The sequence below is a fragment of the Pseudomonas paraeruginosa PA7 genome (assembly GCF_000017205.1).
GTDB classification, from domain to species: Bacteria; Pseudomonadota; Gammaproteobacteria; order Pseudomonadales; family Pseudomonadaceae; genus Pseudomonas; species Pseudomonas paraeruginosa.
The window spans coordinates 259,138-284,828 of record NC_009656.1; the positions used below are offsets into that span (position 1 = coordinate 259,138).

23 protein-coding genes are annotated in these 25,691 nt (G+C 68.7%); 6 read left to right on the forward strand and 17 right to left on the reverse strand.

All coding sequences use genetic code 11. The features are described from left to right. Nucleotides 1-10: 10 nt before the first annotated feature. The 4 genes from PSPA7_RS01160 to PSPA7_RS01175 all read left to right on the forward strand — a co-directional run bounded on the left by PSPA7_RS01160 (nucleotide 11) and on the right by PSPA7_RS01175 (nucleotide 3,850). On the forward strand, nucleotides 11-847 hold the full coding sequence (locus PSPA7_RS01160) for an outer membrane protein OmpK (RefSeq protein WP_003102209.1): 837 nt from the start codon (nucleotides 11-13) through the stop codon (nucleotides 845-847). A 243-nt stretch (nucleotides 848-1,090) separates the two neighbouring features. After that, on the forward strand, nucleotides 1,091-2,497 hold the full coding sequence (locus tag PSPA7_RS01165) for a uracil-xanthine permease family protein (protein WP_011979202.1): 1,407 nt from the start codon (nucleotides 1,091-1,093) through the stop codon (nucleotides 2,495-2,497). A gap of 92 nt (nucleotides 2,498-2,589) precedes the next feature. Then, complete coding sequence (locus PSPA7_RS01170) at nucleotides 2,590-3,255, forward strand: TetR/AcrR family transcriptional regulator (RefSeq protein ID WP_011979203.1); 666 nt, start codon at nucleotides 2,590-2,592, stop codon at nucleotides 3,253-3,255. Nucleotides 3,256-3,259: 4 nt separating this feature from the next. Continuing rightward, nucleotides 3,260-3,850 (forward strand): IMPACT family protein, encoded by a 591-nt coding sequence (locus tag PSPA7_RS01175; protein WP_011979204.1) that lies wholly within the window; start codon nucleotides 3,260-3,262, stop codon nucleotides 3,848-3,850. Nucleotides 3,851-3,854: 4 nt separating this feature from the next. Here the strand turns inward: PSPA7_RS01175 and siaD are convergent, their stop codons facing one another. The 13 genes from siaD to PSPA7_RS01240 all read right to left on the reverse strand — a co-directional run bounded on the left by siaD (nucleotide 3,855) and on the right by PSPA7_RS01240 (nucleotide 17,814). Next, complete coding sequence (gene siaD, locus PSPA7_RS01180) at nucleotides 3,855-4,682, reverse strand: biofilm formation regulator diguanylate cyclase SiaD (protein ID WP_011979205.1); 828 nt, start codon at nucleotides 4,680-4,682, stop codon at nucleotides 3,855-3,857. A 6-nt stretch (nucleotides 4,683-4,688) separates the two neighbouring features. Then, nucleotides 4,689-5,069, reverse strand: a complete 381-nt coding sequence (gene siaC / locus PSPA7_RS01185; RefSeq protein WP_003150848.1) for a biofilm formation regulator SiaD modulator protein SiaC — start codon at nucleotides 5,067-5,069, stop codon at nucleotides 4,689-4,691. Nucleotides 5,070-5,095: 26 nt separating this feature from the next. After that, nucleotides 5,096-5,638 carry a biofilm formation regulator kinase SiaB gene (siaB, locus tag PSPA7_RS01190; protein WP_011979206.1) on the reverse strand — a complete coding sequence of 181 codons (543 nt, stop codon included), beginning with the start codon at nucleotides 5,636-5,638 and terminating at the stop codon, nucleotides 5,096-5,098. 8 nt (nucleotides 5,639-5,646) lie between these two features. Beyond that, a complete protein-coding gene (gene siaA / locus PSPA7_RS01195; RefSeq protein ID WP_011979207.1) occupies nucleotides 5,647-7,638 on the reverse strand; it encodes a biofilm regulation protein phosphatase SiaA in 1,992 nt (663 codons plus the stop codon). Between the two features lie 273 nt (nucleotides 7,639-7,911). Then, nucleotides 7,912-8,961 carry a protein-glutamate methylesterase/protein-glutamine glutaminase gene (locus PSPA7_RS01200; protein WP_011979208.1) on the reverse strand — a complete coding sequence of 350 codons (1,050 nt, stop codon included), beginning with the start codon at nucleotides 8,959-8,961 and terminating at the stop codon, nucleotides 7,912-7,914. A gap of 19 nt (nucleotides 8,962-8,980) precedes the next feature. Next, nucleotides 8,981-9,583 carry a chemoreceptor glutamine deamidase CheD gene (gene cheD / locus PSPA7_RS01205; protein ID WP_011979209.1) on the reverse strand — a complete coding sequence of 201 codons (603 nt, stop codon included), beginning with the start codon at nucleotides 9,581-9,583 and terminating at the stop codon, nucleotides 8,981-8,983. Between the two features lie 5 nt (nucleotides 9,584-9,588). Next, complete coding sequence (locus PSPA7_RS01210) at nucleotides 9,589-10,431, reverse strand: CheR family methyltransferase (protein ID WP_011979210.1); 843 nt, start codon at nucleotides 10,429-10,431, stop codon at nucleotides 9,589-9,591. Nucleotides 10,432-10,500: 69 nt separating this feature from the next. After that, on the reverse strand, nucleotides 10,501-12,540 hold the full coding sequence (aer2, locus tag PSPA7_RS01215; protein ID WP_011979211.1) for an aerotaxis transducer Aer2: 2,040 nt from the start codon (nucleotides 12,538-12,540) through the stop codon (nucleotides 10,501-10,503). A gap of 35 nt (nucleotides 12,541-12,575) precedes the next feature. Continuing rightward, nucleotides 12,576-13,061: a chemotaxis protein CheW gene (locus tag PSPA7_RS01220; protein ID WP_011979212.1), complete on the reverse strand. Its 486-nt coding sequence runs from the start codon at nucleotides 13,059-13,061 to the stop codon at nucleotides 12,576-12,578. Then, nucleotides 13,048-14,925 (reverse strand): chemotaxis protein CheA, encoded by a 1,878-nt coding sequence (locus PSPA7_RS01225; RefSeq protein WP_011979213.1) that lies wholly within the window; start codon nucleotides 14,923-14,925, stop codon nucleotides 13,048-13,050. The genes PSPA7_RS01220 and PSPA7_RS01225 overlap by 14 nt, the downstream gene beginning before the upstream one ends. A gap of 27 nt (nucleotides 14,926-14,952) precedes the next feature. Beyond that, nucleotides 14,953-15,318, reverse strand: a complete 366-nt coding sequence (locus tag PSPA7_RS01230) for a response regulator (protein ID WP_011979214.1) — start codon at nucleotides 15,316-15,318, stop codon at nucleotides 14,953-14,955. A gap of 195 nt (nucleotides 15,319-15,513) precedes the next feature. Next, nucleotides 15,514-16,701, reverse strand: a complete 1,188-nt coding sequence (locus PSPA7_RS01235) for a methyl-accepting chemotaxis protein (RefSeq protein ID WP_374214368.1) — start codon at nucleotides 16,699-16,701, stop codon at nucleotides 15,514-15,516. Between the two features lie 180 nt (nucleotides 16,702-16,881). Beyond that, nucleotides 16,882-17,814: a LysR family transcriptional regulator gene (locus PSPA7_RS01240; RefSeq protein WP_011979216.1), complete on the reverse strand. Its 933-nt coding sequence runs from the start codon at nucleotides 17,812-17,814 to the stop codon at nucleotides 16,882-16,884. 119 nt (nucleotides 17,815-17,933) lie between these two features. Here PSPA7_RS01240 and PSPA7_RS01245 point away from each other — a divergent pair, with 119 nt between their 5' ends. Continuing rightward, the gene (locus PSPA7_RS01245; protein ID WP_003149588.1) at nucleotides 17,934-18,686 is read left to right on the forward strand and encodes a 3-oxoacyl-ACP reductase family protein; all 753 of its coding nucleotides are present in this window, start codon (nucleotides 17,934-17,936) and stop codon (nucleotides 18,684-18,686) included. 100 nt (nucleotides 18,687-18,786) lie between these two features. On the opposite strand, the gene atsA is transcribed toward PSPA7_RS01245, so the two are convergent. From atsA to PSPA7_RS01260, 3 genes are all read right to left on the reverse strand, one after another. Continuing rightward, nucleotides 18,787-20,397, reverse strand: coding sequence for an arylsulfatase AtsA (gene atsA, locus PSPA7_RS01250; protein ID WP_011979217.1), 1,611 nt, complete (start codon nucleotides 20,395-20,397; stop codon nucleotides 18,787-18,789). Between the two features lie 86 nt (nucleotides 20,398-20,483). After that, nucleotides 20,484-21,323, reverse strand: coding sequence for an ABC transporter ATP-binding protein (locus PSPA7_RS01255; RefSeq protein ID WP_011979218.1), 840 nt, complete (start codon nucleotides 21,321-21,323; stop codon nucleotides 20,484-20,486). Further along, a complete protein-coding gene (locus tag PSPA7_RS01260; protein ID WP_011979219.1) occupies nucleotides 21,320-22,936 on the reverse strand; it encodes an ABC transporter permease in 1,617 nt (538 codons plus the stop codon). The genes PSPA7_RS01255 and PSPA7_RS01260 overlap by 4 nt, the downstream gene beginning before the upstream one ends. Before the next feature lie 266 nt (nucleotides 22,937-23,202). Here PSPA7_RS01260 and PSPA7_RS01265 point away from each other — a divergent pair, with 266 nt between their 5' ends. After that, complete coding sequence (locus PSPA7_RS01265) at nucleotides 23,203-24,264, forward strand: ABC transporter substrate-binding protein (protein WP_003157453.1); 1,062 nt, start codon at nucleotides 23,203-23,205, stop codon at nucleotides 24,262-24,264. A gap of 25 nt (nucleotides 24,265-24,289) precedes the next feature. On the opposite strand, the gene PSPA7_RS01270 is transcribed toward PSPA7_RS01265, so the two are convergent. Next, nucleotides 24,290-25,648 carry an OprD family porin gene (locus tag PSPA7_RS01270; RefSeq protein ID WP_011979221.1) on the reverse strand — a complete coding sequence of 453 codons (1,359 nt, stop codon included), beginning with the start codon at nucleotides 25,646-25,648 and terminating at the stop codon, nucleotides 24,290-24,292. Nucleotides 25,649-25,691: the final 43 nt, after the last annotated feature.

Here is a 25,691-nt window from a genome sequence, read left to right on the forward strand (position 1 = left end):
GAGCGTTTCAATGAGCCGCACACTCGCCACCGTGATGCTAGCCGGGGGGCTGCTGGCCGCAGGCCAGGCCGTCGCCGAAGACCATGACATGACGCCGACCCACGAGACCGACTCGGGGCCGCTGCTCTGGCACAACGAGAGCCTGACCTACCTCTACGGCAAGAACTTCAAGATCAACCCGCCGATCCAGCAGACCTTCACCCTGGAACACGCCAGCGGCTGGACCTGGGGCGACCTGTTCATCTTCTTCGACCAGATCAACTACAACGGCAAGGAAGACGCCAGCAACGGCAAGAACACCTACTATGGCGAGATCACTCCGCGCCTGAGCTTCGGCAAGCTGACCGGCGCGGACCTGTCCTTCGGCCCGGTGAAGGACGTGCTGCTGGCCGGCACCTACGAGTTCGGCGAGGGCGACACCGAGGCCTACCTGCTCGGCCCGGGCTTCGACCTGGCGATTCCCGGCTTCGACTACTTCCAGCTCAACTTCTACTACCGCAAGCCCGACGGCAACCGCGTGCGCGCCGGCGCCTGGCAGATCACCCCGGTGTGGTCCTACACCATCCCGGTAGGCAACTCCGACATCCTCATCGACGGCTACATGGACTGGGTGATCAACAACAAGAGCGCCAGCACCAGCCGCCGCAACCAGAGCGACTACCACGCCAACCTGCACTTCAACCCACAGGTCAAGTACGACCTGGGCAAGGCCCTCGGCTACGAGCCGAAGCACCTGTACGTGGGCCTGGAGTACGACTACTGGTCCGACAAGTACGGTGTGAAGGACTCGCAGTACTTCACCACCGACCAGAACACCGCCAGCTTCCTGGTCAAGTACCACTTCTGAGTTCGTGGCGCGGGGCTCCGGCCCCGCCCCGCCAGCGCGCCCCGACATTGCGCGCCGTGCTTCGGCACGGTGCGCGGCGGTCACCTCCGTCGCCCTTGCGTTTGTCTATCGTTGCCTGCTCGACCCGCGCCGGGCGTGCCTTGCAGCCTGGGCGGCAGGAATAAGCTGATCACCTGGACAGTTTCTTGCAGAAGCCGTGCATTCTCCTCGCCGCCCGAGGAGCGCCACCCTGAGACGGCCCCGATGCACAGCGAAGAACAACGCCCCCACGACCTCATCTACGGCCTCGACGACCGGCCGCGCCCGCTTCCCGCCTTCCTTGCCGCGCTACAGCACGTGCTGGCCAGCTTCGTCGGCATCGTCACTCCGCCGCTGGTGATCGGCTCGCTGCTCGGCCTCGGCGAGCACCTGCCGTACCTGATCAGCATGGCGCTGACGGTTTCCGGCGTCGGGACCCTGATCCAGGCGCGCCGGCCGTTCGGCATCGGCGCCGGGATGATCTGCCTGCAGGGCACCAGCTTCGCCTTCCTCGGCGCGGTGCTGGCCGCCGGCATGCTGGTGAAGCAGCGCGGCGGCGGTCCCGAAGATATTCTCGCGATGATCTTCGGCGTGTGTTTCTTCGGCGCCTTCGTGCAGATCGTCCTCAGTCGTTTCCTCGGTCACCTGCGGCGGGTGATCACGCCGCTGGTGACCGGTATCGTCATCACCCTGATCGGCGTCAGCCTGATCAAGGTCGGCATCACCGACCTCGGCGGCGGCGCCGGGGCCGCCGACTTCGGCGCGCCGGCCAACCTGGCGCTGGGCGCGCTGGTGCTGCTGAGCATCGTCCTGCTGAACCGCTCGCGCCTGCCCTGGCTGCGCCTGGCGGCGATCGTCGGCGGCCTGGCGCTGGGCACCCTGGCGGCCTGGGCGACCGGTGTGTTCGTGCCGCGGCCGCTGCCCGAGCTGCCGCTGCTCAGCCTGCCGCAGCCGTTCCGTTTCGGCTTCGCCTTCGACTGGATGGCGTTCCTGCCGGTGGCGCTGATCTACCTGATCAGCAGCATCGAGACGGTCGGCGACCTGACCGCCAACTGCATGCTCTCGCGCCAGCCGCTGGACGGGCCGAAATACCTCGAACGGTTGCGCGGCGGGGTGCTCGGCGACGGCGTCAGCTGCCTGCTGGCAGCCACCTTCAGCGCCTTCCCGAACACCACCTTCGCGCAGAACAACGGGGTCATCCAGCTCACCGGGGTGGCCAGCCGGCACGTCGGCATCTACATCGGCGGCGTGTTGCTGGCGCTCGGCCTGTTCCCCTGGATCGGCGCGATCCTCCAGCAGATCCCCAAGCCGGTACTCGGCGGCGCCACCCTGGTGATGTTCGGCAGCGTCGCCGCCGCCGGCATCCGCATCCTCGGCCAGACCGCCATGGATCGCCGCAGCGTGCTGATCATCGCCGCCTCGTTCGGCGTCGGCCTCGGCGTCGCCGCCCAGCCGACCCTGCTCGACCAGATGCCGGCGGTGGTGAAGACCCTGTTCGATTCGGCGATCACCAGCGGCGGCGTCACCGCCATCCTGCTCAACCTGCTGCTGCCCGAGGAGCGTGTTGCCCAAGCGCCGCTGGGCAGCCCGGAGGGCGGCGCCCTGGCGCGCTGGCGCAAGCCGCTGGGTTGATACGCGCGTTTGCAAATTTTTCCACCCGCGGCTTGTGTGTCCCGGCCGCGCTGGGGTATCAACGCGGGGACCTCGTCGATGGAAGCCGCCGCATGACCCTGACAGTGCCCGCCCACGCCCCGGACGCCCGCGACAAGCCGGCCGGGCGCATTCGCCAGAAGAACGAGGAAGCGATCCTCGCCGCGGCCGAGGAGGAGTTCGCCCGCCACGGCTTCAAGGGCACCAGCATGAACACCATCGCGCAGAACGTCGGCCTGCCCAAGGCCAACCTGCACTACTACTTCGGCAACAAGCTGGGCCTCTACACGGCGGTGCTGAGCAACATCCTCGAACTCTGGGACGGCACCTTCAACACCCTCGGCCCCGGAGACGATCCGGCCGAGGCGCTGGCCGGCTACATCCGCGCCAAGATGGAATTCTCCCGCCGCTACCCGCTGGCCTCGCGGATCTTCGCCATGGAGATCATCAGCGGCGGTGAGTGCCTCACCGCGCACTTCAACCAGGACTACCGCAGCTGGTTCCGCGGCCGTGCGGCGGTCTTCGAGGCCTGGATCGCCGCCGGGCGGATGGACCCGGTGGATCCCGTGCACCTGATCTTCCTGCTCTGGGGCAGCACCCAGCACTACGCCGACTTCGCCACCCAGATCGGCCTGGTCACCGGACGCAAGCGCCTGTCGAAGCAGGACTTCGCCGCCGCGACCGAGAACCTGGTGCGGATCATCCTCAAGGGCTGCGGCCTGACCCCGCCGGCGGCCTGAACCGATGCCGAGCACCCTGCAAGGCCTCGCCGAGTTCCGCGAGGAGATCCGCAAGAGCCGTTTCCACACCATTGCCGCGCCGGTCGCCGACGAAGGCGCGGCGCAGGCGTTCATCGCCGCCCACCGCGATGCCTCCGCCGGGCATAACTGCTGGGCCTGGAAGTGCGGCGCGCAGTACCGCTTCAGCGACGACGGCGAACCCGGCGGCAGCGCCGGACGGCCGATCCTGGCGGCCATCGAGGGCCAGGACATGGACTGCGTGGCGGTGCTGGTCAGCCGCTGGTTCGGCGGCATCAAGCTCGGTACCGGCGGCCTTGCCCGCGCCTATGGCGGCGGCGCGGCCAAGTGCCTGCAGCAGGCACCGCGCCGCGAACTGGTCGAGCGTTGCCGGGTGCGCTTCGCCTGTGCCTTCGCCGAGCACGCGCTGCTCAAGGCGCGCAGCCTGGCGCTGGGTGCGCGGGTGGAGGAGGAAGAGTACCGCGCCGATGGCGTCGGCCTGGTCCTGGAATTGCCCGCGGCGCGCTTCGACGAGTTGCAGGCGTTGCTGGTGGACCTCAGCCGCGGCCAGGTGCGGCCACAGCGGCTGGAGGCCTGAGCGCTCAGCGCGCCGGAGCTGGGCGCGGGCTGGCCGGGGTCGCCGGGACGGCGGCGAACACGCATTTGTCGCGGCCGCTGCGCTTGGCGTCGAGCAGCGCGGCGTCGGCGCGGTTGACGGTCTGCGAGTAGGTTTCGCCGATGCGATGCTCGGTGACGCCGACGCTGGCGGTGACGCTCAGCGCCTCGGTGCCGACCCGCACCGCCAGGGTCCGCACGCTGTCGCGCACGCGTTCGAGCACCGGGCCGGCGTCCTGCAGGCGGGTCTGCGGCAGCAGCAGGAGGAATTCCTCGCCGCCCCAGCGCCCGCACAGGTCGTATTCGCGCAGCTCGGACTCCATCGCCCGGGCGATCTCCACCAGCACCCGGTCGCCGCTGTCGTGGCCCCAGGTGTCGTTGACCTGCTTGAAGAAGTCCACGTCGAGCATCGCCAGCACGTAGCTCTGGCCGTGGCGCTGGGAACGCTCGTTCTCTTCCCGCAGGCGCTCGAGCAACATGCGCCGGTTCGGCAGGCCGGTGAGCGGGTCGCGGATCGAGGCTTCCTTCAGCGCCAGGTTGAGGTCGCGCATCATCTGCTGGTAGCGGTCGGAAATCCGCGCCACCTTCTCCAGGCGCCGCAGTTGCTTGTGGTAGCGCTCGGACAGCGTCAGGTTCTGCTCCCGCGCCATCGACTGGAAACCGTCGGAGATCCGCGCGATGCGTTCCAGCCGCACCAGTTGTTCCAGCGACTGCTGGCGCAGGCGGCCCAGCGCCTCGTGCAGCGGATGCCCATGGAAGCGCGGGTCGGCCAGCAGGCCGTCGATCCAGGCGTCCAGTTCGCGTTCGCGGCTCATCGTCGGCTACTCGTCGTGGGCCTGGATGGCGAAGGGGAAGCTGCAGTCCTCGCGGAACTCCTCGGCCAGCTCGGCGACCCGTTCGTTGCGCCGGTCGTAGTGCCAGCGCAGGTCGATGGCACGGCCGCCCTGATGGGCTTCCTCGAGCAGGTCGAAGATGTCCATCATGGCCTTGATCGAACTGGTGTTCAGGTACAGCAGGCGCAGGTCGAGTTCCAGCGGACGGCGCTCCTCGGCGAGGAAGCGCTCGACCCAGTCGATCACCTGGCCGAATAGTTCGTAGGAGTTTTCCGGGTAGGAGTCGCCTTGCATGGACAGGCGTCCGGCCTGCCAGTCGCCCTGGATGGCGGGCGTGGACTGGGTGCCGGGTATGTGCAGGTCACTCATGATGGTGTTCTTCCTAAAACACGGGGTCAGATCACGGCGCGCAGGCTGAAGAAGGCGCGCCCGTCGGGCTGCTCCTTCAGCGATGCGGCCAGTGGTTCGCTGGACTTGCGGGCGATGTCCAGCAGGCCGAGACCGGCACCGCTGGCGCTGCCGCTGTCGCGCGGGCGGCGCAGCTGCTCCTTGTAGGCGGCCTTGAGGGCGGCCTTGTCGAGGTTGGCGATGGCCTGGATGCTCTGCACCAGGCGCTGGCCGTCGTCGCGTTCCACCAGGTTGCCGGCGGAGACCACGTAGTGGCCGTCCTCGTTGCGGGCGATGGCTACGGTGGCCGCCGCCTCGTGTTCGCCGTAGCCCTTGAGGTTGGCGTAGTGGCGGATGTTCTGGGTCATCTCGATGTACACCGCGAACACGTCCATCGCCTCGCTCGGCTTGGCCTGCTCGGCGTGCAGGTAGTTGCGCAAGGCGTGGCCGATCTCCTCGATCAGGCTGCGCGAGATCGGTCCGTTGAAGCAGAGCAGGATGCGTTGGCGGGTGTAGCTTTCACGCATGGCCAGCAGGTCTAGCGTTTCCATGGGTGCCCCTAGTCGAATCGGAAGGACAGGATGGTGATGTCGTCGCGTTGCGGGTGCTCGCCCTGGTACTCGGCGAGGGTCGCCACGAAGGCCTCGGCCTGCTCGGGGAGCGGCTGCCGCGCGTGGTCGCGGAGCATGTCGGCGAAGCGCCGGCTGCCGAAGCCGAAGCCGTGTTCGCCGCCGGCCTGGTCGAGGAAGCCGTCGGTGCTCAGGTAGAAGGTCCAGCCCGGCGCCAGCGGTACCTCGATGTTGCGGTAGTCGCCACGGCGCTTGTCGCCGATCGCCCGGCGCGCGCCCTTGAGTTCCTGGACCTCCTCGCCGTCGCTGGCGTAGAGCGAGATCTTCGCCCCGGCGAAGGCCAGCTGGCCGCGCCGACGGTCGACCCAGACCAGCCCGGCGTCCATGTTGGTGGCCAGTGCCTGGGGGATCTGCTCCTGGCTGAGCATGCTGCGCATCGCCTGGTCGGTCTCGTCGAGGATCGCCGCCGGGTCGCGGCTGCCGACCGCCTCGATGGCGTGGTCGATGGCGGCGCGCGCGAGCATGGTCATCAGCGCGCCGGGCACGCCATGCCCGGCGCAGTCGACCACGCCGATCAGGTAGCCGTCGGCCTGCTCGCGATACACGTAGAAATCGCCGCCGACCACGTCGCGCGGTTTCCACAGGATGAAGTGGTGCTCGCCGAGGGTGGCGCTGAGCTGGCGGTCGGGGAGGATGGCGCGCTGGATCAGGCTGGCGTAGTCGAGGCTGTCGCCGATCTTCTTCTGCGCGGCGGCCATCTCGCGGTTGGCTTCCTCCAGCGCCTGGGTGCGTTCCTGGACCTTGTCTTCCAGCTCGGCGGTGTGCCGGCGGACCTGGTCGGCCATGCTGGCGAAAGCCTTCGACAGCGAGCCGATCTCGTCCTGCCGGGCCAGCGGTAGCGGCGTGTCGTAGCGTCCGGCGGCGATCGCCTTGGCCGAACGCTTGAGGCTGCGCAGGGGACGCAGCAGCAGGCGCTCGACGGCATAGGCGAAGCCCAGCAGCAGGGCCACCAGCAACAGCAGGAAGGTCCCCGCCAGCGGCCATAGCCAGCGGTTGTCGAGGACCTGGGCGGCATGCAGGTCGACAGCGGTGAGCACGTACCAGCGCAGCTGCGGGATGTAGGCCACGGCGAACAGCTGCTGGCGGCCGTCGAGACCGGCCCACAGGCAGTGCACCGAGCCGGCCTTGGCACGGGCCAGGCGCATGGCCTCGCGCAGGGCGTCGCGCTGTTCCGGCCGGTCGAGCAGGTCGAACACCCGGTGGCGTTCGCTGGCGCCGCCGGCGGCCGAGCTGTAGGCGATCAGGCGGCGGTCCGGGTGGGCCTGGATGGCGCCGTCGTCGCCGACGATCATCGGCGTCACGCCCGGCTCGCGGGCGATGATGAAGTCGTCGAGGAAGCCGCTCAGGTCCAGGCCGCTGCCGGCCAGGCCGATGGGGCGGCCCTGGTCGCGGATCACCAGGTTGAACCAGACCTTGGTCAGGTTCAGCTTGCTGTCGACATTCACGTTGATGTTGTAGGCGGCGCTGTTGCGCAGGGTATTGAAGTACCAGGCGTCTTCCGGGTCGTCGGCTTCCAGGGTGTAGCGCGGCGCGTCGCTGTGGGCCTGGCGGCCGTCGTTGAAATAGTAGTGGCCGGAACCGCTGGCGATGATGAAGTAGGCGTGGTCGCGGAAATCGCCGCGGTAGCCTTCGGCCTCGCGGAAGAACAGGGCGCGGCGCGCCGGGTCGTCTTCCTTCAGCAGCCAGTCGCGGGTCACCACCGATTCGGCGAAACGGCGTGACAACGCCAGTTCGCGGGAGACCGGGGCGAGGATCTGCTGCCGATGCAGCAGGGTGAAGTTCTTCGCGTAGGCCAGGCCGAAGTGCGTACGGATGTCGTCCATCGCGCGCCAACCCAGCAGCACCGCCGGAACCAGTGCCAGGGCACAGGCCAGCAACAGCGCCACCACCGATTTGCCGCGCAACCCCCAGTTCGCCGCCATGGCTATCCCTATCAGTTTCTCGCCCGGCCCGCGGCCGAAATCATGGATCGAAAGCGTGTGTCGAACTTTTGGCGAAAGGGCCAATTGTGCAGTTGTGCATTATTTCAGGCAACGTAAATTGGTTTTATTTCGCCATTAATTTGACGTCACAATGATGGCGACGTCCTGGGCGCCCATGAACCGGGCCTGTCATGACGGGCGGATAGCGGGGGCGGGTTGCGGTGACGTCTGAAAAAGCGTGCGCGGTGGCGCAAATATCCTTCGCCACGTGCCTCAGAGGCGGTTGCCGCCGCCGCGTCGGCAAGCCTGCTGGAGCAGCGCCTGGGCGATCCGCTCGAGCGGCAGCACGTCTTCCGCGGCGCCCAGTTCCACCGCTTCGCGGGGCATGCCGTAGATCACGCAGGTAGCCTCGTCCTGGGCCAGGGTGTAGCCGCCGGCCTGGCGGATCGCCAGCAGTCCGCGCGCGCCGTCCCTGCCCATCCCGGTGAGCAGGCCGGCGAGTAGGTTGCGCCCGGCGCAGCGGGCCAGCGACTCGAACATCACGTCGACCGCCGGACGGTGGCCGTTGACCTGCGGCTGGCGGTTCAGGCGGACCATGTAGTCGGCCCCGGAGCGTTGCACCTGCATGTGATAGTCGCCCGGCGCGATCAACGCATGCCCGGGAAGGATGCGGTCGCCGTCGCGCGCCTCGCTGACGGCGAGGCGGGTCAGGCGGTCCAGGCGCTCGGCGAAACTGCGGGTGAAGCCGGGCGGCATGTGCTGGGTGATGACTACCCCGGGGCTGTTGGCAGGCAGGCCGAGGAGGACTTCCTTGAGCGCCTCGGTGCCGCCGGTGGAAGCGCCGAGGGCGATGATCTTCTCGGTGCTGAGCAGCGGCGCCGCGCTCTCCGGCGGCGCCGGCGCGTCCGCCGCGCGGCGCCGCAGGCGGGCGCGGGCGACGGTCTTGAGCTTGGCGCGGATTTCCTCGGCGTAGGCCTGCATGCCTTCGGCGATGCCCAGTCGCGGCTTGGCGATGAAGTCCACCGCGCCCAGTTCCAGCGCGCGCAGGGTGGCTTCGGAACCGCGTTCGGTGAGCGAGGAGATCATCAGCACCGGGGTCGGTCGCGCCTTCATCAGCTTGTCGAGGAAGGTCAGACCGTCCATCCGCGGCATTTCCACGTCGAGGCTGATCACGTCCGGCGCGTGCTGCCTGATCAGGTCGCGGGCGACGAAGGCGTCCGGCGCGCAGCCGACCAGGCGCAGCTCCGGGTCGGCCTGGATGATCTCCTTGAGCAGGCTGCGGATCAGGGCGGAATCGTCGACGACCAGGACGCTGATGGGCATGGCGGGATCTCCCGGCGAGTCAGAACAGGTCGATGGGGCCGCCGTCCGGATTGCGGTCGATACGGCGGCGGTAGTCGCGTTCACGCTGTAGCACGGTGTCGTTCTTCAGCTCCACCAGGGACTTCACCAGGACCCGGCCATTGCGCGGGAAGAAGTAGATCTTGCGCGGGAAGGCCTCCAGCACGTCGCTGGCGAGCAGCGGGATGCGCTCGGTGGCCAGGTAGCCAAGGGTGAACTCGACGTTGCGCTGGCCGATGGCGGCGCTGATCTGGCGCAGTACCGAACCGCCGCCGAAGACCTTGGCCTGCAGGCGCTCGCGGCGGGCGCCGAGGGCCAGCATGCGGTTGATCAGCAGTTCCATGGCGTGGCCGCCGTAGCGCGCCGAAGGCGAGGCAGGGTCGCTGCCGGCGCCGCGCTCGGGAAGCATGAAATGGTTCATCCCGCCGATGCCGTTGACCGGGTCGCGCAGGCACACCGAGACGCAGGAGCCGAGCACGGTGACGATCAGCAGGTCTTCGTCGCTGGCGAAGTACTCGCCGGGCAACAGTTTCACCGCATCGCAAGCGAAGTACGGATCGTAGTAGCGGTTCAGCGGCGCGCCTTCCCGGGCCTGGAGATTCATCGCGATCAGGCCGGGCGATAGACGGTCTGGCCGACGGAGCGCACCAGGTGGCTGGCATGCACGAAGTTCTCCGAGTGGCCGGCGAAGAACAGGCCCTCCGGCCGCAGCAGGGCCACCATGCGTTCCAGCAGGCGGGTCTGGGTCGGCTTGTCGAAGTAGATCATCACGTTGCGGCAGAAGATCGCGTCGAGTTCCCCGGCGATCGGCCAGTCCGCTTCCAGCAGGTTGATCTGGCGGAATTCCACCAGCTGGCGCAGCTCCTCGACCACGCGGGCCTTGCCGGCGTTGGGGCCGGTGCCGCGTAGGAAGAAGCGTTTCTTCAGCGGCGCCGGCAACTGCTCCAGGCGGTCCAGCGGGTAGACGCCCTGGCGGGCGCAGTCGAGCACCCCGGTGTCGATGTCCGAGGCGATGATCTTCACCGGTGGGTCGAAGCGGCCCAGCGCCTCCACCAGGGTAATGGCGATCGAATAGGGCTCCTCGCCGGTGCTGGCCGCCGCCGACCAGACGCGCAGCGGGCGGTGCCGCTGCAACTGGCGGCGGGCGAGGTCGGCGAGCAGAGGGAAATGGTGGCGCTCGCGGAAGAACGCGGTGAGGTTGGTGGTCAGCGCGTTGACGAACAGTTGCCGCTCGCCCGGCTCGCGGTCGAGGTGGGCGAAGTACTCGGCGAAGCTGGCCAGCCGCAGCAGGCGCAGGCGCCGCGAGAGGCGGCTGTAGACCATCTGCACCTTGCTCTCGGCCAGGCTGATGCCGGTCAGCCGGTAGAGCCGCTCGCGTACTTGCTGGAAGTCCTCGCGGGTGTAGTGGAACTCGTGGTTGCCGAACACCGGCGAGGGCGTGGAGATGGACATTGGCGTCGGGTTTCCCTGGTCTGCCCGAGGGGCTTGCCGCCCCTCCGCCGGGGGAGGGGCGGCGTGGTCTCAGAACTCTTCCCAGCCGTCTTCCTTGCGCGCCTTGCTGGCCCGCGCCATGCCGCCGCGGGCGAGCGGCGCCGGCGCAGCGGGACGCGGCGCGGGAGGACGCGCGCTGGCGAGCTGGACCACGCTCGGCGCGTTGTCCAGCCTGAACACCGCCACCGACTGGTTGAGCAGGCCGGCCTGCTCCTGCATCGCCTCGGCGGCGGCCGCCGCTTCCTCCACCAGGGCGGCGTTCTGCTGGGTCATGTCGTCCATCTGCGATACCGCGCTGTTCACCTCCTCGATGCCAGTGCTCTGCTCGGCGGAGGCGGCGGCGATCTCCGACATGATGTCGGTGACCCGGCGGATCGCCACCACGATGTCGCTCATGGTCTGCCCGGCCTGGGCCACCAGGGTATTGCCGTTCTCCACCTTGTCCACCGAGTCGGAGATCAGCGTCTTGATCTCCTTGGCCGCGGCGGCGGAGCGCTGGGCGAGGGTGCGCACCTCGCCGGCGACCACCGCGAAGCCGCGCCCCTGCTCGCCGGCGCGGGCCGCCTCGACCGCGGCATTGAGGGCGAGGATGTTGGTCTGGAAGGCGATGCCGTCGATCACCCCGATGATGTCGGCGATCTTGCGCGCCGATTCGTTGATCGAGGACATGGTGCTGACCACCTTCTGCACCACGGTGCCGCCCTGGGTCGCCACTTCCGAGGCATTGGCCGCCAGCGAGTTGGCCTGGCGGGCGTTCTCCGCATTGAGCTTCACCGTGCTGGTCAGCTCCTCCATGCTCGATGCGGTTTCCTCCAGGCTCGACGCCTGCTGCTCGGTGCGCGCCGACAGCTCGGCGTTGCCGCTGGCGATCTCGCCGGCGGCGGTATTGATGGTGTCGGCGGCATCGCGGATCTGCCCGAGCATGCGCGACAGGCTCTGCGCGGTCTCGTTGGAGAAGTCCTTGAGCTGGCCGAAGGTGCCCTGGTAGTCGGCCTCGATGCGCTGGGTGAGGTCGCCCTGGGCCAGCGCCCCGAGCATCCGCGAGACATCGCGCAGGCCGCGGTCGGCGGTGTCCACCAGGCTGTTCAGATCCTTCGCCAGCCTGAGGAAGAAGCCTTCCTTGCCGCTCTCCTCGACGCGCTTGCTGAAATCGCCGGCGGCCGCCGCCTGGACCAGCTGCGAGACTTCCTGCTCGGCGCGATGCTCCTCGGTGCGGTCGGTCCACTGCACGGCGGAGCCGAGCCGCTCGTTGGCGTCGTTGAACACCGGCACCACGTCGAGGGCGAAGCGCCGGCCGCCGAGGTTCAGCTCGGCCTTGTGCACCCCGGTGAGGTTGGCCAGCAGGTGCCGCTGGTGCGCCGGGTTCTTGTGGAACACGTCGATGTTGGCGCCCATCAGGCGGCCGGCATCGAAGTTCGGCAACTGCTTGCGGATGTCCGCTTCGGCGCGACCGAGCATCTCGCTGACGGTACGGTTCATATAGATGATGTTGAGGTCGTTGTCGGCGATCATCACGTTGGCCGAGACGTTGTCCAGCGCGCTCTTGATCCGCGCGTTGTAGGCCGCCGTGGCCAGTTGCGCCGCGGTCGCCTCGGCGGCGCCGCGCAGGCGTTCGCGAACGCCGTCGATGGCCTCGGTGATCTGCGCCTTCTTGCCCGGCAGGCGGTCCATCAGCGGCTCGAAGTCGCCCCGGCCGTAGGCGGTGACCACGCTGACCACCTTCATCTTCACCGCGATGTGCGCGGCGACCAGTTCGTTGATGCCCTTGCCGATGCGCGCCGCGCGGCCCTCCAGGCGCTCGTCGGGAATCGTCCGGTCGATCCAGCCGGCTTCGTGCTGGCGGCTCATCTCCGCCAGCCCCGCCTCCAGGCTTTCCACCTGCTGGAGTTCGGCGCGTTGTTCGCGCAGTTGCCGCTGCAGCGCCCGCAGGCTGTCATAAAGGCGCTCGTAGCCGGGCGCCGGGGCTTCGCCGACGGCGGTGTCGAGCTGGCCGTCGGCGAACGACTGGAGGAGCGTGGCGATCCGGTCGGCGCGTTGCTGCGCCACCGCATGTGCATTGAACAGACCCATTTCGATATCCCCTGCCTATCCCTCGTTGGCGCCGCTCAGGCCGCGGCTTCGTCGACCAGCGCCATTTCGCGGCTGGTCATCAGTCTCTCGATGTCCACCAGGATCAACATGCGCTCGCCCGCGGTGGCCAGGCCGAGCAGGTATTTGGTGTCGAAGCTGGCGCCGAACTCCGGCGGCGGCCTGATCGCGTCGCCGCCCAGGGCGATCACGTCGGAGACCGAGTCCACCACCACGCCGACGATGCGCCGGCCGATGTTGAGGATGATCACCACGGTGAACGGATCGTAGGTGACCTCGGCGAGGTGGAACTTGATGCGCAGGTCGACGATCGGCACGATCGCCCCGCGCAGGTTGATCACGCCCTTGATGAAGGGCGGCGCGTTGGCGATCGCGGTGACCTGGTCGTAGCCGCGGATCTCCTGCACGCGGAGGATGTCGATGGCATACTCCTCGCGGCCCAGGGTGAAGGTCAGGTATTCCTGCGCCGGGCCGTGCGCCTGGCTTGCCTCAGTGCCGTTCATCGGCGGTGTCCTCCCGCGCCGCCAGGCGTGGCAGCGCATCGACGTCGAGAATCAGGGCGACGCTGCCGTCGCCCATGATGGTGGCGCCGGCGATACCTTCCACGCGGCGGAAATTCTGTTCCAGGCTCTTGATCACCACCTGCTGCTGGCCGACCAGTTCGTCCACCTGCAGGGCGAAGCTGCGCCCTTCGGACTCGAGGATCACCACGATGCCCCGTTCCGGCGCCGGCGCCTCGCCGCCGATGCGCAGCAGTTCGTGCAGGCTGAATAGCGGCAGGTACTCGCCGCGTACCCGGATCATCGCGTTGTCCTCGCCGCCGAGACCGCGCACGTCCTCGCTGCGCGCCTGCAGCGACTCGACGATGTAGGTCAGCGGGATCACGTAGTTGACCGCCGCCACGGCGACGATCAGGCCGTCGAGGATCGCCAGGGTCAGCGGCAGGCGGATGCCGATGCGGGTGCCCATGCCGGGCGCCGAGTCGATGTCGATGCGCCCGCCCATGGCGCCGATGTTGCGCTTCACCACGTCCATGCCGACGCCGCGCCCGGACAGCTCGGTGACCGTCTCGGCGGTGGAGAAGCCGGGCATGAACACCAGTTGCCAGACCTCGGCGTCGCTCATCCCGTCATGCACCGGCAGGTTGCGCTCGCGGGCCTTGGCGAGGATGCGCGGGCGCGACAGGCCGCGCCCGTCGTCGGAAACCTCCACCACCACGCTGCCGCCCTGGTGGCTGGCGGCGAGCTTCACCGTGCCGCTCGCCGGCTTGCCGGCGGCGAGGCGTTCGGCGGGCGTCTCGATGCCATGGTCGATGCTGTTGCGGACGATGTGGGTGAGCGGATCGCTGAGTTTCTCGATCACGCTCTTGTCCAGTTCGGTGTGCTCGCCGTGCAGGTGCAGCTCGACCTGCTTGCCCAGGCGCGCGGCGGTGTCGCGCACCAGCCGGGGGAAGCGGCTGAAGATGAAGTTGATCGGCAGCATGCGGATCGACATCACCGACTCCTGCAGGTCGCGGGTGTTGTGTTCGAGCTGGGCGAGGGCGTGCTGCAGGCGCTCGTGGCGGCTCGGCTCGAGCTGCTCGCCGAGCTGGCCGAGCATGGCCTGGGTGATCACCAGTTCGCCGACCAGGTTGATCAGGCTGTCGATCTTTTCCACGCTGACCCGGATCGAGCCGGACTCGCCATCGCCACGCGCGGACGCGGCTGCGCCCCTGGCCGTCGCGGCGATGGTTTGCGCTGGCGCGCCGGGCGCGGCGGGGCTGCCGGGGGCGCCGTCGAACAGGCCGAAGGCGCGCTCCTGCGGCAACGGCGTGCCCGGCGAATCATCGAAGAGGCCGAACGCCTCGGTCCCGGACGCTTCCCCCGGCGCGCCCGGGGCATCGTCGAAGAAACCGAAGGCATCGTCGAGCGCGGCGTCCTCGGCGGGGCTGCCCGGGGCGCCGTCGAAGAAGCCGAAACCGTCCTCGGGCTGTTCCTCCGGCGCCCGCAGCCAGCCGCGCAGGCGCTCAACGGTCTCGTCCAGCGGCACGTCGGGGTCGGCGTGGCCGCTGCGGTGGGCGTCGAGCAGGCGCTGCAGCACGTCGCGGGCTTCGAGGAAGGCGCTGATCATGTCCGGCCGCAGGCGCATCTGCCCGCAGCGGATGCGGTCGAGCAGGGTCTCCAGTTCGTGGGTGACGGCGCTGATGTCGTCGAAACCGAACATGCCGCTGGAACCCTTGATCGAATGCGCGGCGCGGAAGATGCCATGCAGCGTCTCGCTGTCCGGCCGGTCCAGGTCGAGACCGATCAGGAGGAGTTCGAGGGTGGCCAGGTGTTCTTCGGTTTCCTCGAAGAACACCTGGAGAAACTGGCTCATATCCTGGGGCATGGGACCTCCCCCGCGGGGGAACGGGAATCAGGGCAGGACCTTGCGCGTCACTTCGAGCAGCTTCGGCGGGTCGAACGGTTTCACCAGCCAGCCGGTGGCGCCGGCGCTGCGCCCCTGCTGCTTCATCGCGTCGCTGGATTCGGTGGTCAGCATCAGGATCGGCACGCTGCGGTAGCCGGCCAGGTTGCGCAGGCTGCGGATCAGCGACAGGCCGTCCATGTTCGGCATGTTCTGGTCGGTGAACACCAGGCTGTAGTTCCTGCTCTGGGCCTTGCCCAGGCCTTCCTTGCCGTCCGCGGCCTCGTCCACCTCGTAGCCGGCGGACTTCAGGGTGAAGCTCAGCATCTGGCGGATCGACGCCGAGTCGTCGACGATCAGAATCGGTTTGCCCATGGTCTTGCTTCCTCACGGTGTCCCTACCGCAGCGCCAGGTTCGGCGGCGAAGGTGGTGTGCTCGTTGGCTGTGGCGGAAGGCTCTGATGGCCCTTTGCTAGCTCCAGTAAAGACGCTGTACGCTGGATTTCAATTATTGGCGCCGGTTTCTCGTCGGATAGTTATCCGGTTAGACGGATTGGCTATCGATGCGCTTCAGAACAATTCCACTTCGCCCACCTCGACGCTGTTCTGGCTCACCGGGCTGGGCAGCGGCCGGCGCAGTTCGGCGACCTCCTGCGCGACCCGCGCCGGCCACTCCTGGCGTGGCCGCGTCCGCAGCGCGCCGAGACCGAGGGCGAAGGCGCCGAGGCGCGCGTGGTGCTTGCGCATCTGGCCGAGCAGTTGGCTGCTCATGTCCTGGAACTGCAGGGCGGTGACCGCCGCGTTGACCCCCTGGCCGACCTCCAGGGACAGCCGGTCCAGCTCGTGGATGACTTTCAGGGTGTGGCGGTTCATCGCCTCCAGGTCGTCGAGCATGCCCTGGATCTTCTGCTTGGAGTCGAGGGCGAAGGACATGTCCTTGTCGGCCAGCTGCGAGATGGCGCCCTTGGCGTCCTGGATCTCGTGGTAGACCACGTCGACGTGCTTGCGGATGGCGGCGGAGAACTCGGTGGAGCGGGTCGACAGCGCGCGCACCTCGTCGGCCACCACGGCGAAGCCACGGCCGCTCTCGCCGGCGCGGGCGGCCTCGATGGCGGCGTTGAGGGCGAGCAGGTTGGTCTGCTTGGCGATGGCATCCATGTCCTGGGTCGATTGCAGGATCTCGGCGATCTTCTGCCGCACGTGGTCCATGCGCTCCACCAGTTGCTGCGAGGTGCGGCTGGTCTCCAGGGTGGCCTCGACGAACAGGCTGAGGGTTTGCTGGGTGGTGCGGATGAAGTCCTGGAAGTTGATTCCCTCGTCGACCTGGCCATGGCCGTCGTAGCGCTCGATCAGCGAGTGCGACAGGCCGCGCTGGGTGTCGATGCGCTCGGCGAGGCCATGGAAGCTGTCGCTCAACTGGCGGATCGCCGAATGCAGCAGTTCGTCGACCTGCCGGGCATGGCCGTCGAGCTGCGCGGTTTCCTCGCCGAGCGCGCGCTGCGCCTCGTCCCAGGCCGGCAGCGCGGCGTCCGCTTCGCTGCCGCTGTTCGTCGTGGCCGACTGGCGGTCGGCGCGCCGTAGCGGCAGGACGGCCGCCAGGCTGGCCAGCCAGCCGAGCGACAACGCCAGCCAGGTGTCGAGGCCCATGGCGTAGAGCCCGGCACACAGCGCCCAGGGCAGGGACAACAGGCCCAAGGTCAGGGCCAGGGAGCGGGATGGAACCGAAACACCGAGGGACTCGCGCATGCTGCACTCCATGTGCCGGATCGGAGCTGGACTTCCTGGCGGTCCCCGGGACCGTGCGGAAGGCGCCTTTCCAAGCTCGTCGGCGGCGCTTTCTAAAACTAGAGTCCCAATCGGTAATGTCAAACTGCCATTTTTCCGGCGAGGCCGGTGCCAGGGCCTTTTCCTTGCTGCCGAGGCGACGGACGGCTGGCGCTAGCCGGATGGGAAGGCGCAGAAGCGCCGGGCCAGTTCCTGGCGGCGGAAGTAATCGACGACGAAGTCGACGAAGACCCGGGTCTTGGCCGGCAGCAGCCTGTTCGCCGCGTAGTAGAGGCTGGTGTTGCCGGCATCGACGTACCAGTCCGGCAGGACCCGCACCAGGGCGCCGGACTCCAGGTAGGCGTAGGCGTGCTGCATGCATACCAGGGTGATGCCCAGGCCCATGGCGGCGACCTCGCAGGTGGCTTCCGGGTCGCTCATGGTCATGCGTTCGCGCAGCTCGATCGGTGCCTGCTCGCCGTCGCGCCGGCGCAGCGGCCAGGGGCGCACGCGGCCGGTCTGCGGCGAGCGGATGCGGATGCCGTCGAAGTCGCACAGGTCGCCGGGATGGCGGATCGGCGGCTTGTCGCGCAGGTAGGCGGGCGAGGCGAGGAGGATCAGGTGGCCCGGCGTCAGGTGGCGCGCGACCACCCCGGGAGGCAGCTCGAAACCGCCGCCGATGGCGGCGTCGAAGCCCTCGCCGATGAGGTCGACCTGGCGGTTGTCGAAATGCCAGTCGGGAACGATGCCGGGATAGCGTTCGAGGAACTCGCCGAGCAACGGCAGGATGTAGTCGCGACCGAAGGCCAGCCCCATGCTGACCTTGAGCGTGCCGCTAGGCTGGTTGCCGACGTTGGAGACATTGGCGAGGGCGGTCTGGATGCCGGCGAGGCTGCCGCCGACCTCCTGCAGGAAACGCTCCCCGGCTTCGGTCAGGGCCAGGCGCCGGGTACTGCGCTGGAACAGGCGCACGCCGAGGTTGCTTTCCAGGCGCGCGACGTTCTTGCCCACCCCGGCCGGGGTCAGGCCCAGGCGCCTGGCGGCTTCCGCGAAACTGCCGGCCTCGGCACTGCGGACGAAGCACTGGATGTTGCTGAGGGTTTCCATGGGAGAAGGGTTCCGCATAAACCATTGGTATCGACTGAATATAGCTATTACCTGCTAGCAGGTCTGCAATGGACGGCGGAAACTCAGGGCCTGTCTTCCTTTTCCGCTGGAGATTTCCCATGTCCGTATCCTCTGCATCCCTCGCCGGCAAGGTCGCCTTCGTCCAGGGCGGTTCCCGTGGCATCGGCGCCGCCATCGTCCGCCGGCTGGCCGCCGAAGGCGCCAGCGTCGCCTTCACCTACGTCAGCTCGGCGGACAAGTCCAGGGCCCTGGCGGCCGAACTCGAGGCCGCCGGCTCCAGCGTCCTCGCCCTGCATGCCGACAGCGCCGACGCGGCCGCGCTCGTCGCCGCCGTCGACGCAGCCGCGGCTCGCTTCGGCCGCATCGACATCCTGGTCAACAACGCTGCTATCCTCGCCTTCGGCTCGGTGGAAGAGCTGCCGCTGGCCGACTTCGAGCGGACCCTGGCGATCAACGTGCGCAGCGTGTTCGTCGCTACCCAGGCGGCGATCAGGCACATGGGCGACGGCGGCCGGGTGATCAGCATCGGCAGCACCAATGCCGAGCGCATGCCGTTCGCCGGCGGCGCCACCTACGCCATGAGCAAGTCGGCGCTGGTCGGCCTGACCAAGGGCCTGGCCCGCGATCTCGGCCCGCGCGGGATCACGGTGAACAACGTGCAGCCGGGTCCGGTGGACACCGACATGAACCCGGACGACGGCGACTTCGCCGAGACCCTCAAGGGCCTGATGGCGCTGCCGCGCTACGCCCGCAGCGAGGAGATCGCCAGCTTCGTCGCCTACCTGGCGGGTCCGGAGGCGGCCTACATCACCGGGGCCAGCCTGAGCATCGATGGCGGTTTCTCGGCCTGACCCCGGGTCGCCTCGTTCCACCCGGCGAAGTAGCCCCTCTCCCCGACCTTCTGGCCAGACGTTCCCTCCTGAAGGGAGAGGGCGGGGGGAGAGGTTCCGCTTATCGCACCAGGAAAGGCGAAGCCCCCTCTACGACACCGGTTTCGCTGACGTATCGCTTCCAATGCTCGATCAGCTCCGCCAGCTTGCCCGGCTGGCTGTCAGCGAGGTCGTGGATCTCGCCCGGGTCGCGAGCCAGGTCGTAGAGCTGCCAGGTGGCCGGGCCCACCGGTGCCGGCAGGTACACCGCCTTCCAGTCGCCCTGGCGGATCGCGCGCATGCCGAACAGCTCCCAGCCGGTCACGGTGTTCTCGTCGTGGGCCGCCTCGGTCTCGCCGGAAAGCCAACCCAGCCAAGACCTGCCGCGCGGCTCGGCGATCTCGCGGCCGCGCCAGCGCTTGCCTGGGTGGCGGACACCGGCGAGGTCGAGGAGGGTCGGGGTGACGTCCATCACCGTGGCGAAGGCATGGCTGATCGCACCCTGCCGGCTTAGCCGCGGGTAGCGCACCAGCGCTGGCACGCGAATCCCGCCCTGGGTGGTGAATGCCTTGTACAGGCGCGACGGCGCGGTGGCCGCCTGGGCCCAGCGCGGGCCGTACCAGACGTAGGAGTTGGCGCGGCCGATATTGTCCAGGCTGTTGTCGTAGTGCTGGTCGAGGAAGCCCAGCAGGTCCGGGCCGAACTTCGGGAATGCCTCCAGCAGGGCGCCTTCGGCTCCGTTGTCGGACATGAACAGGACGAAGGTGTTGTCCAGTTCGCCCTGTCGGCGCAGGTAATCCACGACCCGGCCGATGTTCCAGTCCATGCGCTCGACCATCGCCGCGTAGACCTCCATCGCCCGCGCCGACTTCGCCCTTTCCTCTTCATCCAGTCTCTCCCACTCGCGGCTCAGGGCGAGCACCGGATGGGCTTCGACGTCCGCTTCCACCAGGCCCAGCTCCTTGAGCCGGGCCAGGCGATCCTGGCGCAGCGCTTCCGGGCCGGCGTCGTAGCGGCCGCGGTATTTCTCGACGATCTCGCGGGGCGCCTGCAGCGGCCAGTGCGGCGCGGAGAACGGCAGGTAGGCGAAGAACGGCCGGCTCTGGTCGCGTTCCTTGAGGTATTGCAGCAGCTTGTCGCCGAAGGCGTCGGAGGAATAGAAGCCTTCCGGCAGCGTGTCGAGGTAGTGCTCGTCCTCCACGTAGAGCGCCGGCGTACCCTTGAGGATGCGCGGGGTGCTCTCGTCGTAGGGAGGCTCGAAGCCATAGTGGTTGGCGGCGCCCGGCAGCAGCGAGAAGGAACGCTCGAAACCGCGTGCATGGGGCGTCTGTTCCGGCTTCAGGCCGAGGTGCCACTTGCCGGCCATGAGGGTCTGGTAGCCGGCCTCGCGGAGCAGCTCCGGCAGCGCCGCCACGCGCTCGTTGAGATGCCCTTCGTAACCCGGCTTGCCTTCCAGTTCCGGGGTCAGCGCCTCGGCCATGGTGCCGATCCCGGCGATGTGGTGGTCGGTGCCGGTGAGCAGCATCGAGCGGGTCGGCGAGCAGGTCGAGGCGGTGTGGAAGTCGGTCAGGCGCAGGCCGGCGATGGCCAGGGCGTCGAGGTTCGGCGTGGCGATCTCGCCGCCGAAGGCGCCGATATCGGAGAAGCCCAGGTCGTCGGCGACGATCACCAGGAAGTTGGGGCGTTTGCTCATGCGCGGGTCTCGTCTGGATGGGAGGAGGGGTGGGGCCTTCGCCCCCGCCCTTCCCGCGGGGGGAAAGGGCCAGGGCGAGGGGCTTTTCAGCAAGCGAGGAATTCGAAGGGCAGGTTTTCCACCCGTCGCGGCGGCGGCGCGAGGTACTCGCCGTCGGCGGTCAGCTCGTGCAGCAACGCCTCGCGTTGGCGCAGGAAGTCGAAGCCGCCGCGCTCGCGCGGATGCGCCAGGTCCACCTCGACCACCCGCCTGATCCGCCCCGGACGCGGCTCCATCACCACTACCCGGTCGGCCAGGTAGAGCGCTTCCTCGACGTCGTGGGTGACCAGCAGGGTGGTGATGCGGGTGCGTCGACGGATCGCCAGCAGCTCTTCCTGCAATTGCTGGCGGGTCAGTGCGTCGAGGGCGCTGAATGGCTCGTCGAGCAGCAGCAGGCGCGGGCTGGCCACCAGGCCACGGGCGATCGCCACGCGCTGGGCCATGCCGCCGGACAACTGGTGCGGGTAGGCACGCTCGAAGCCGTGCAGGCCGACCAGGCGGATGTATTCGTCGATCCGCGCCGCCTTGTCGGTTTCGCCAAGGGCTTCGTTGACCAGGCCGAGGGCGACGTTCTGCTGCACCGTCAGCCAGGGGAACAGGCGGTGCTCCTGGAACACGATGCCGCGTTCGCCGCCGATGCCGGCGATCGGCCGGCCGTCGACGCTGATCTCGCCGTCGTAGTCGCGGTCCAGGCCGATCAGCAGGCGCAGCAGGGTAGACTTGCCGCAGCCGCTGGCGCCGACGATGGCGATGAACTCGCCCTCGCCGATCTCCAGGTCGAACTGCTGGATCGCTTCCAGTCGCCGGCCGTCCACGGCGAAGTGCTTGCGCACCTGGCGGAAGCTGACCAGCGGGGTGCCCGTGGCGGGCGCGGTGAGTGCGTTCATGCGTGTCTCCAGCGCGTGGCGCGCGCTTCGATGCGTTGGCCGAGGGCATTGAGCAGGGCGCCGGTGAGGCCGACTAGGAGCATGCCGGCGCCGATCAGGTCCATGCGGAACAATTGCTGGGCGCCGATCATCAGGCTGCCGATGCCGCCGTCGGAGGGCATGAAGTACTCGGCGCCGATGGTTCCCAGCCAGGCGTAGATCAGCGCCAGGCGCAGGCCGGCGAACACCGACGGGGCGGCCCCCGGCAGGGCCAGCCGGAGCAGCCGCCGCCAGGGACCCAGGCGCAGCACCCGGGCCGCCTCGCCGAGGCTTGGCGGCAGGCTGGCGATGCCGCGCTGGGTGGCCAGCAGCAGCGGGAAGAAGGCGGCGAGGGCAACGAACGCCAGCTTGGCCGGCTCGCCCAGGCCGAACCAGGCGGTGAGCAGCGGCACCCAGGCGAAGATCGCCACCTGCCGCAGTGCCGCGAAAGTGGGGCCGAAGAGGCGTTCCGCCGGGTGCCACAGGCCGAGCAGGAGACCGCCGAGGAAACCCAGGCCGCCGCCCAGCAGGAGGCCGCCGAGCGTGCGCTTCAGGCTGTCGAACAGGGCGCCCGGCAGGCTGCCGTCGAGCGCTCCGCTCCAGGTCGCCCGGGCCACTTCCAGAGGGCTGGCGAGGATCGCCGGATCGACCCATTCGGCGCTGCTCGCCGACTGCCACAGGAGCAGCAGCGCCAGCGGCGGCAGCCAGACCTGCAGGCGCTGCCAGCCGCGTCCCGGCGGGCGCCGGCGGAATTCGCCGGTGGCGGCTTGCGGCCAGTGCAGCAGGCGCCGGTCGAGCCAGTGGATGGCGCGGTCCATGCCCACCCCGACCAGGCCGATGACGAGGATGCAGACGAACACGATGTCGAGCATGAACAGTTGCCTGCCCTGCACCATCAGGTAGCCGATACCCTCGCTGGAAGCCAGCAGCTCGACCGCCAGCAGCGAGGTCCAGCCCTGCGCCAGGGCCAGGCGCAGCCCGGTGAGGAAGGCCGGCAGCGCCGCCGGCAGGATCAGCCGCCAGATCAGCAGACGTGGCGGCAGGCGCAGCACCGCGGCGGCTTCGCGCAGCTTGGGCTGGGCGTCGCGCACGCCGACCAGGGTATGGATGGTCACCGGCACCACGACCGCCTTCACCAGCACCACCAGCTTGAGCAGTTCGCCGATGCCGAAGAACAGCATGAACAGCGGGATCCAGGCCAGCGTGGGGATCTGCGCGAGGGCGCTGAAGGTGGGGAAGACCAGGCGCTCGGCACGCGCACTGAAGCCCAGCCAGGTGCCTAGCGCGGCGCCGCTGGCGACCCCGGCGAGCAGGCCCCAGGCCAGGCGCCGCAGGCTGATCGCCAATTCGCTCCAGAGTTCGCCGGCGAGCAACTCACGGGCGCTCTGCCAGACCAGCTCGGGAGTCGGCAGCACCTGGGCCGACATCCAGTGGTAATGGCTGGCGACCCACCACAGCAGCGCCAGCCCGAGCGGCAGCGACCAGGGCAGCAGGCTGTCCCCCAAGCGCCGGGCGAAAGCCGCGGAGGACGGTGGCGCCAGGCGCGGCAGGGGCCGGCTCCAGGCGGGCGAAAGGGTTTTATCGATATTCTTCATGGGAATATAAATCGCCGAATAAATGCATTTTTCCGCTAAGAAGGGCCATTTAAAGAACGGCACCAGGCAGCGGCAAATGCATTTGGAGAATATTTTCCATGCTCTGGCTGCATATGACGCGGAGAGGCCCGTGCGGCCTGTCATACTGCTTGTGGTTATAAAAAAATGAATTTTTATTATTTATTTTCCAGGCGCCGCTGTGCATAGCTAGCCGCACACCCGCTCCCGGCGGGAATCCCTCTCTTCCCGTTCCAAGGAGCCGCCCCATGAAAGCGCTTACGTCTTCCCTGCTCGGTCTGTTCGCCGCGCCTGTCCTCGCCGGCCTGCTCGGTGCCTACGTGCCGCTGGCGAGCGCCGCTCCGCCGAAGGAGATTCGCATCGCGGTGCCGGACGTCAGCGCCGGCAACTCGCATTCGGGCGGCGGAGTGGTCGACGTGCTCTACACCCGCCAGTTGCTGGAGAAGGAATTCGCCAACGACGGCATCGCGGTGAAATGGAGCTTCTTCAAGGGCGCTGGTCCGGTGGTCAACGAAGCCTTCGCCAACGGCCAGGTGGACTTCGCCTACCTCGGCGACCTGGCGGCGATCATCGGCAAGTCCGGAGGCCTGGACAGCCGCCTGCTGGCCGCTACCGCGCGAGGGGTCAACCACTATCTCGGCGTGCAGCCGGGCTCCGGGATCAAGACCCTGGAGGATCTCAAGGGCAAGCGCGTAGGCATCTTCCGTGGCACCGCCAGCCAGTTGTCGTTCGACAATGCCCTGGCCAGCGTCGGTCTCAGCGAGAAGGACCTGAAGGTGATCAACCTCGATTTCAGCGCCGCCCTGTCCGCCCTCGCAGCCAGGCAGATCGATGCCACCTGGGGCCTGGCCGGACTGTTCGCCCTGCGCGACCGCGGCCTCGCGGAAATTCCGCTGAGCACCCGCGACCTGAACGGCGCCGGCACCCTGCAGGCGCTGCTGGTCGGCTCCGGAGCCTTCGTCGATGCCCATCCGGACATCACCGAGCGGCTGCTCAAGGTGCAGTTGCAGGCCCAGGACTGGCTGGCCCGCGAGGAGAATCGCGATGCCTATATCGAACTGGTATCGAAGCAGGCCAGCTACCCGGTGGTGATCCTGCAGAGCGAGTACCGAGGCCGCAAGCTGGGCGACGCCCTGTCGCCACGCCTGGACGCCGACTTCCTCGGCCGGCTGGATGCCTCGATCCAGGCGGCCAAGCGTTTCGGCCTGATCCGTCGCCAATTCAGCGCCGAGCAGTGGGCCGCGCCGGAACTGCTGGAGGCGGCGGACAGGCTGGCGAAAGGCAAGGCCGTGGCGCAGGCCGGACAGTGAGCCAGCGGCGCCACGACCCGGCGCGTCACCAGATCGTCCAGGGGTAGTCGAGGATCAGTCGGGTCTCGTCGACGTCGCCGCCGAGGTAGGTCGGGTTGTCCCGGTGCCAGGCCTGCGAGGCGCGCAGCGCGAGGCCGGCGAGAGGCCCCGCCTTGACCCGGTAGGCGAGGCCGAGGTCGGTTTCCCGGTGCCGGCCGTCGCGTCCGTAGAGGCCGGCGTAGATGCTTTCGGCGGCGCTGTCGGCGCTGGCCCCGGCGCGTCCGCGCGCATGCAGGGCGTGCAGGCTGAGCCCGGGCAGGCCGAGGGCGCCGAGCTCAAGGTCGTAGCGCAGTTGCCAGGAGCGTTCGCCCGGCCCGTTGAAGTCGGAATAGCCCAGCGAGTTGGCCAGCACCATCGAGGCGCTGGAACGGCCGTCGCCGAAGGCCATGTAGTCGAACGGCTGCTCGCCGCGGACGTGCTGGTAGGCCAGGGTCAGGCGCTGCGGGCCCTGCTCGTAGCCCAGCGCCAGCGAGCTGGCCAGGGTGTCGATGCGGCCGAAGCGGCTCTGCCCGCTGTCGCGCGTGCGGTAGGCGTTGAAGTCGAGCAGCAGCGCGCGCTGTTCGCCGAGCGGCTGGCGGTAGCGGGCGCCAAGGTAGGCTTGCCGCCAGACGTCGTCGAAACGCGCGGCGTACAGCGACAGTTGCAGGCGTTCCCCGGCCTGCCACTGACCGCCGAGGAAGTTCACCGTGTCGAGCCGCACCGGGTAGGCGCCGAGGCGGCCGTAGACGGTGCTGATCTCGCCGTGCATCCTGGATTCGCCGGGGCCGGAGGCGGCGCTGAAGCGTCCGCCTTCGAGCAGCAGGCCGTCGAAGGTGCGGTCCTCCAGCAGCAGGCCGTAGGCCATGCCGGTCAGCGTGCGGTTGCTGCTGGCGGCGAACACCGGCGCGCTGGTGCTGGTCTGGCCGTATTTCAGGCGGGTCTCGCCGTGGCGCAGCTTGAGCGCGCCGCCGAGCTTGCCGTAGCGATGCTCGGGATGGCCGTCGGCGCCGACCGGCAGGTTGCCGGTGCCCGTGCGGCCGCCGCCGCTGTCCAACTGCAGGCCGAGCATGGCATGGGCGTCGAGGCCGAAGCCGAGGTTGCCCGGGGTGTAGCCTGAGCCGAACAGCAGGCGCAGGCCCTGGGTGGTTTCCTCGCGGTAGCCGTTGCGTTCGCTGCGTGGCTTGAAGCGGTTGCGCCCGGCGTTGTTCGGTCCGTCGCGGTAGTCGCGGTTGAAGTAGTAGGTGCGGGCGAGGAACTGCAGTTCGCTGTCCTCGATGAACCCGCCGGCCCCGGCCGTGGCGGCCGCCCCCTCGCAAAGCGTGCCGGCAAGCAGGCCGGCGAATACAGCGTGTCTGAGATCGTGCATTTGTTGTTTTCTCCCACCTGAATGCCAGGTGGGCGCAGTCTCG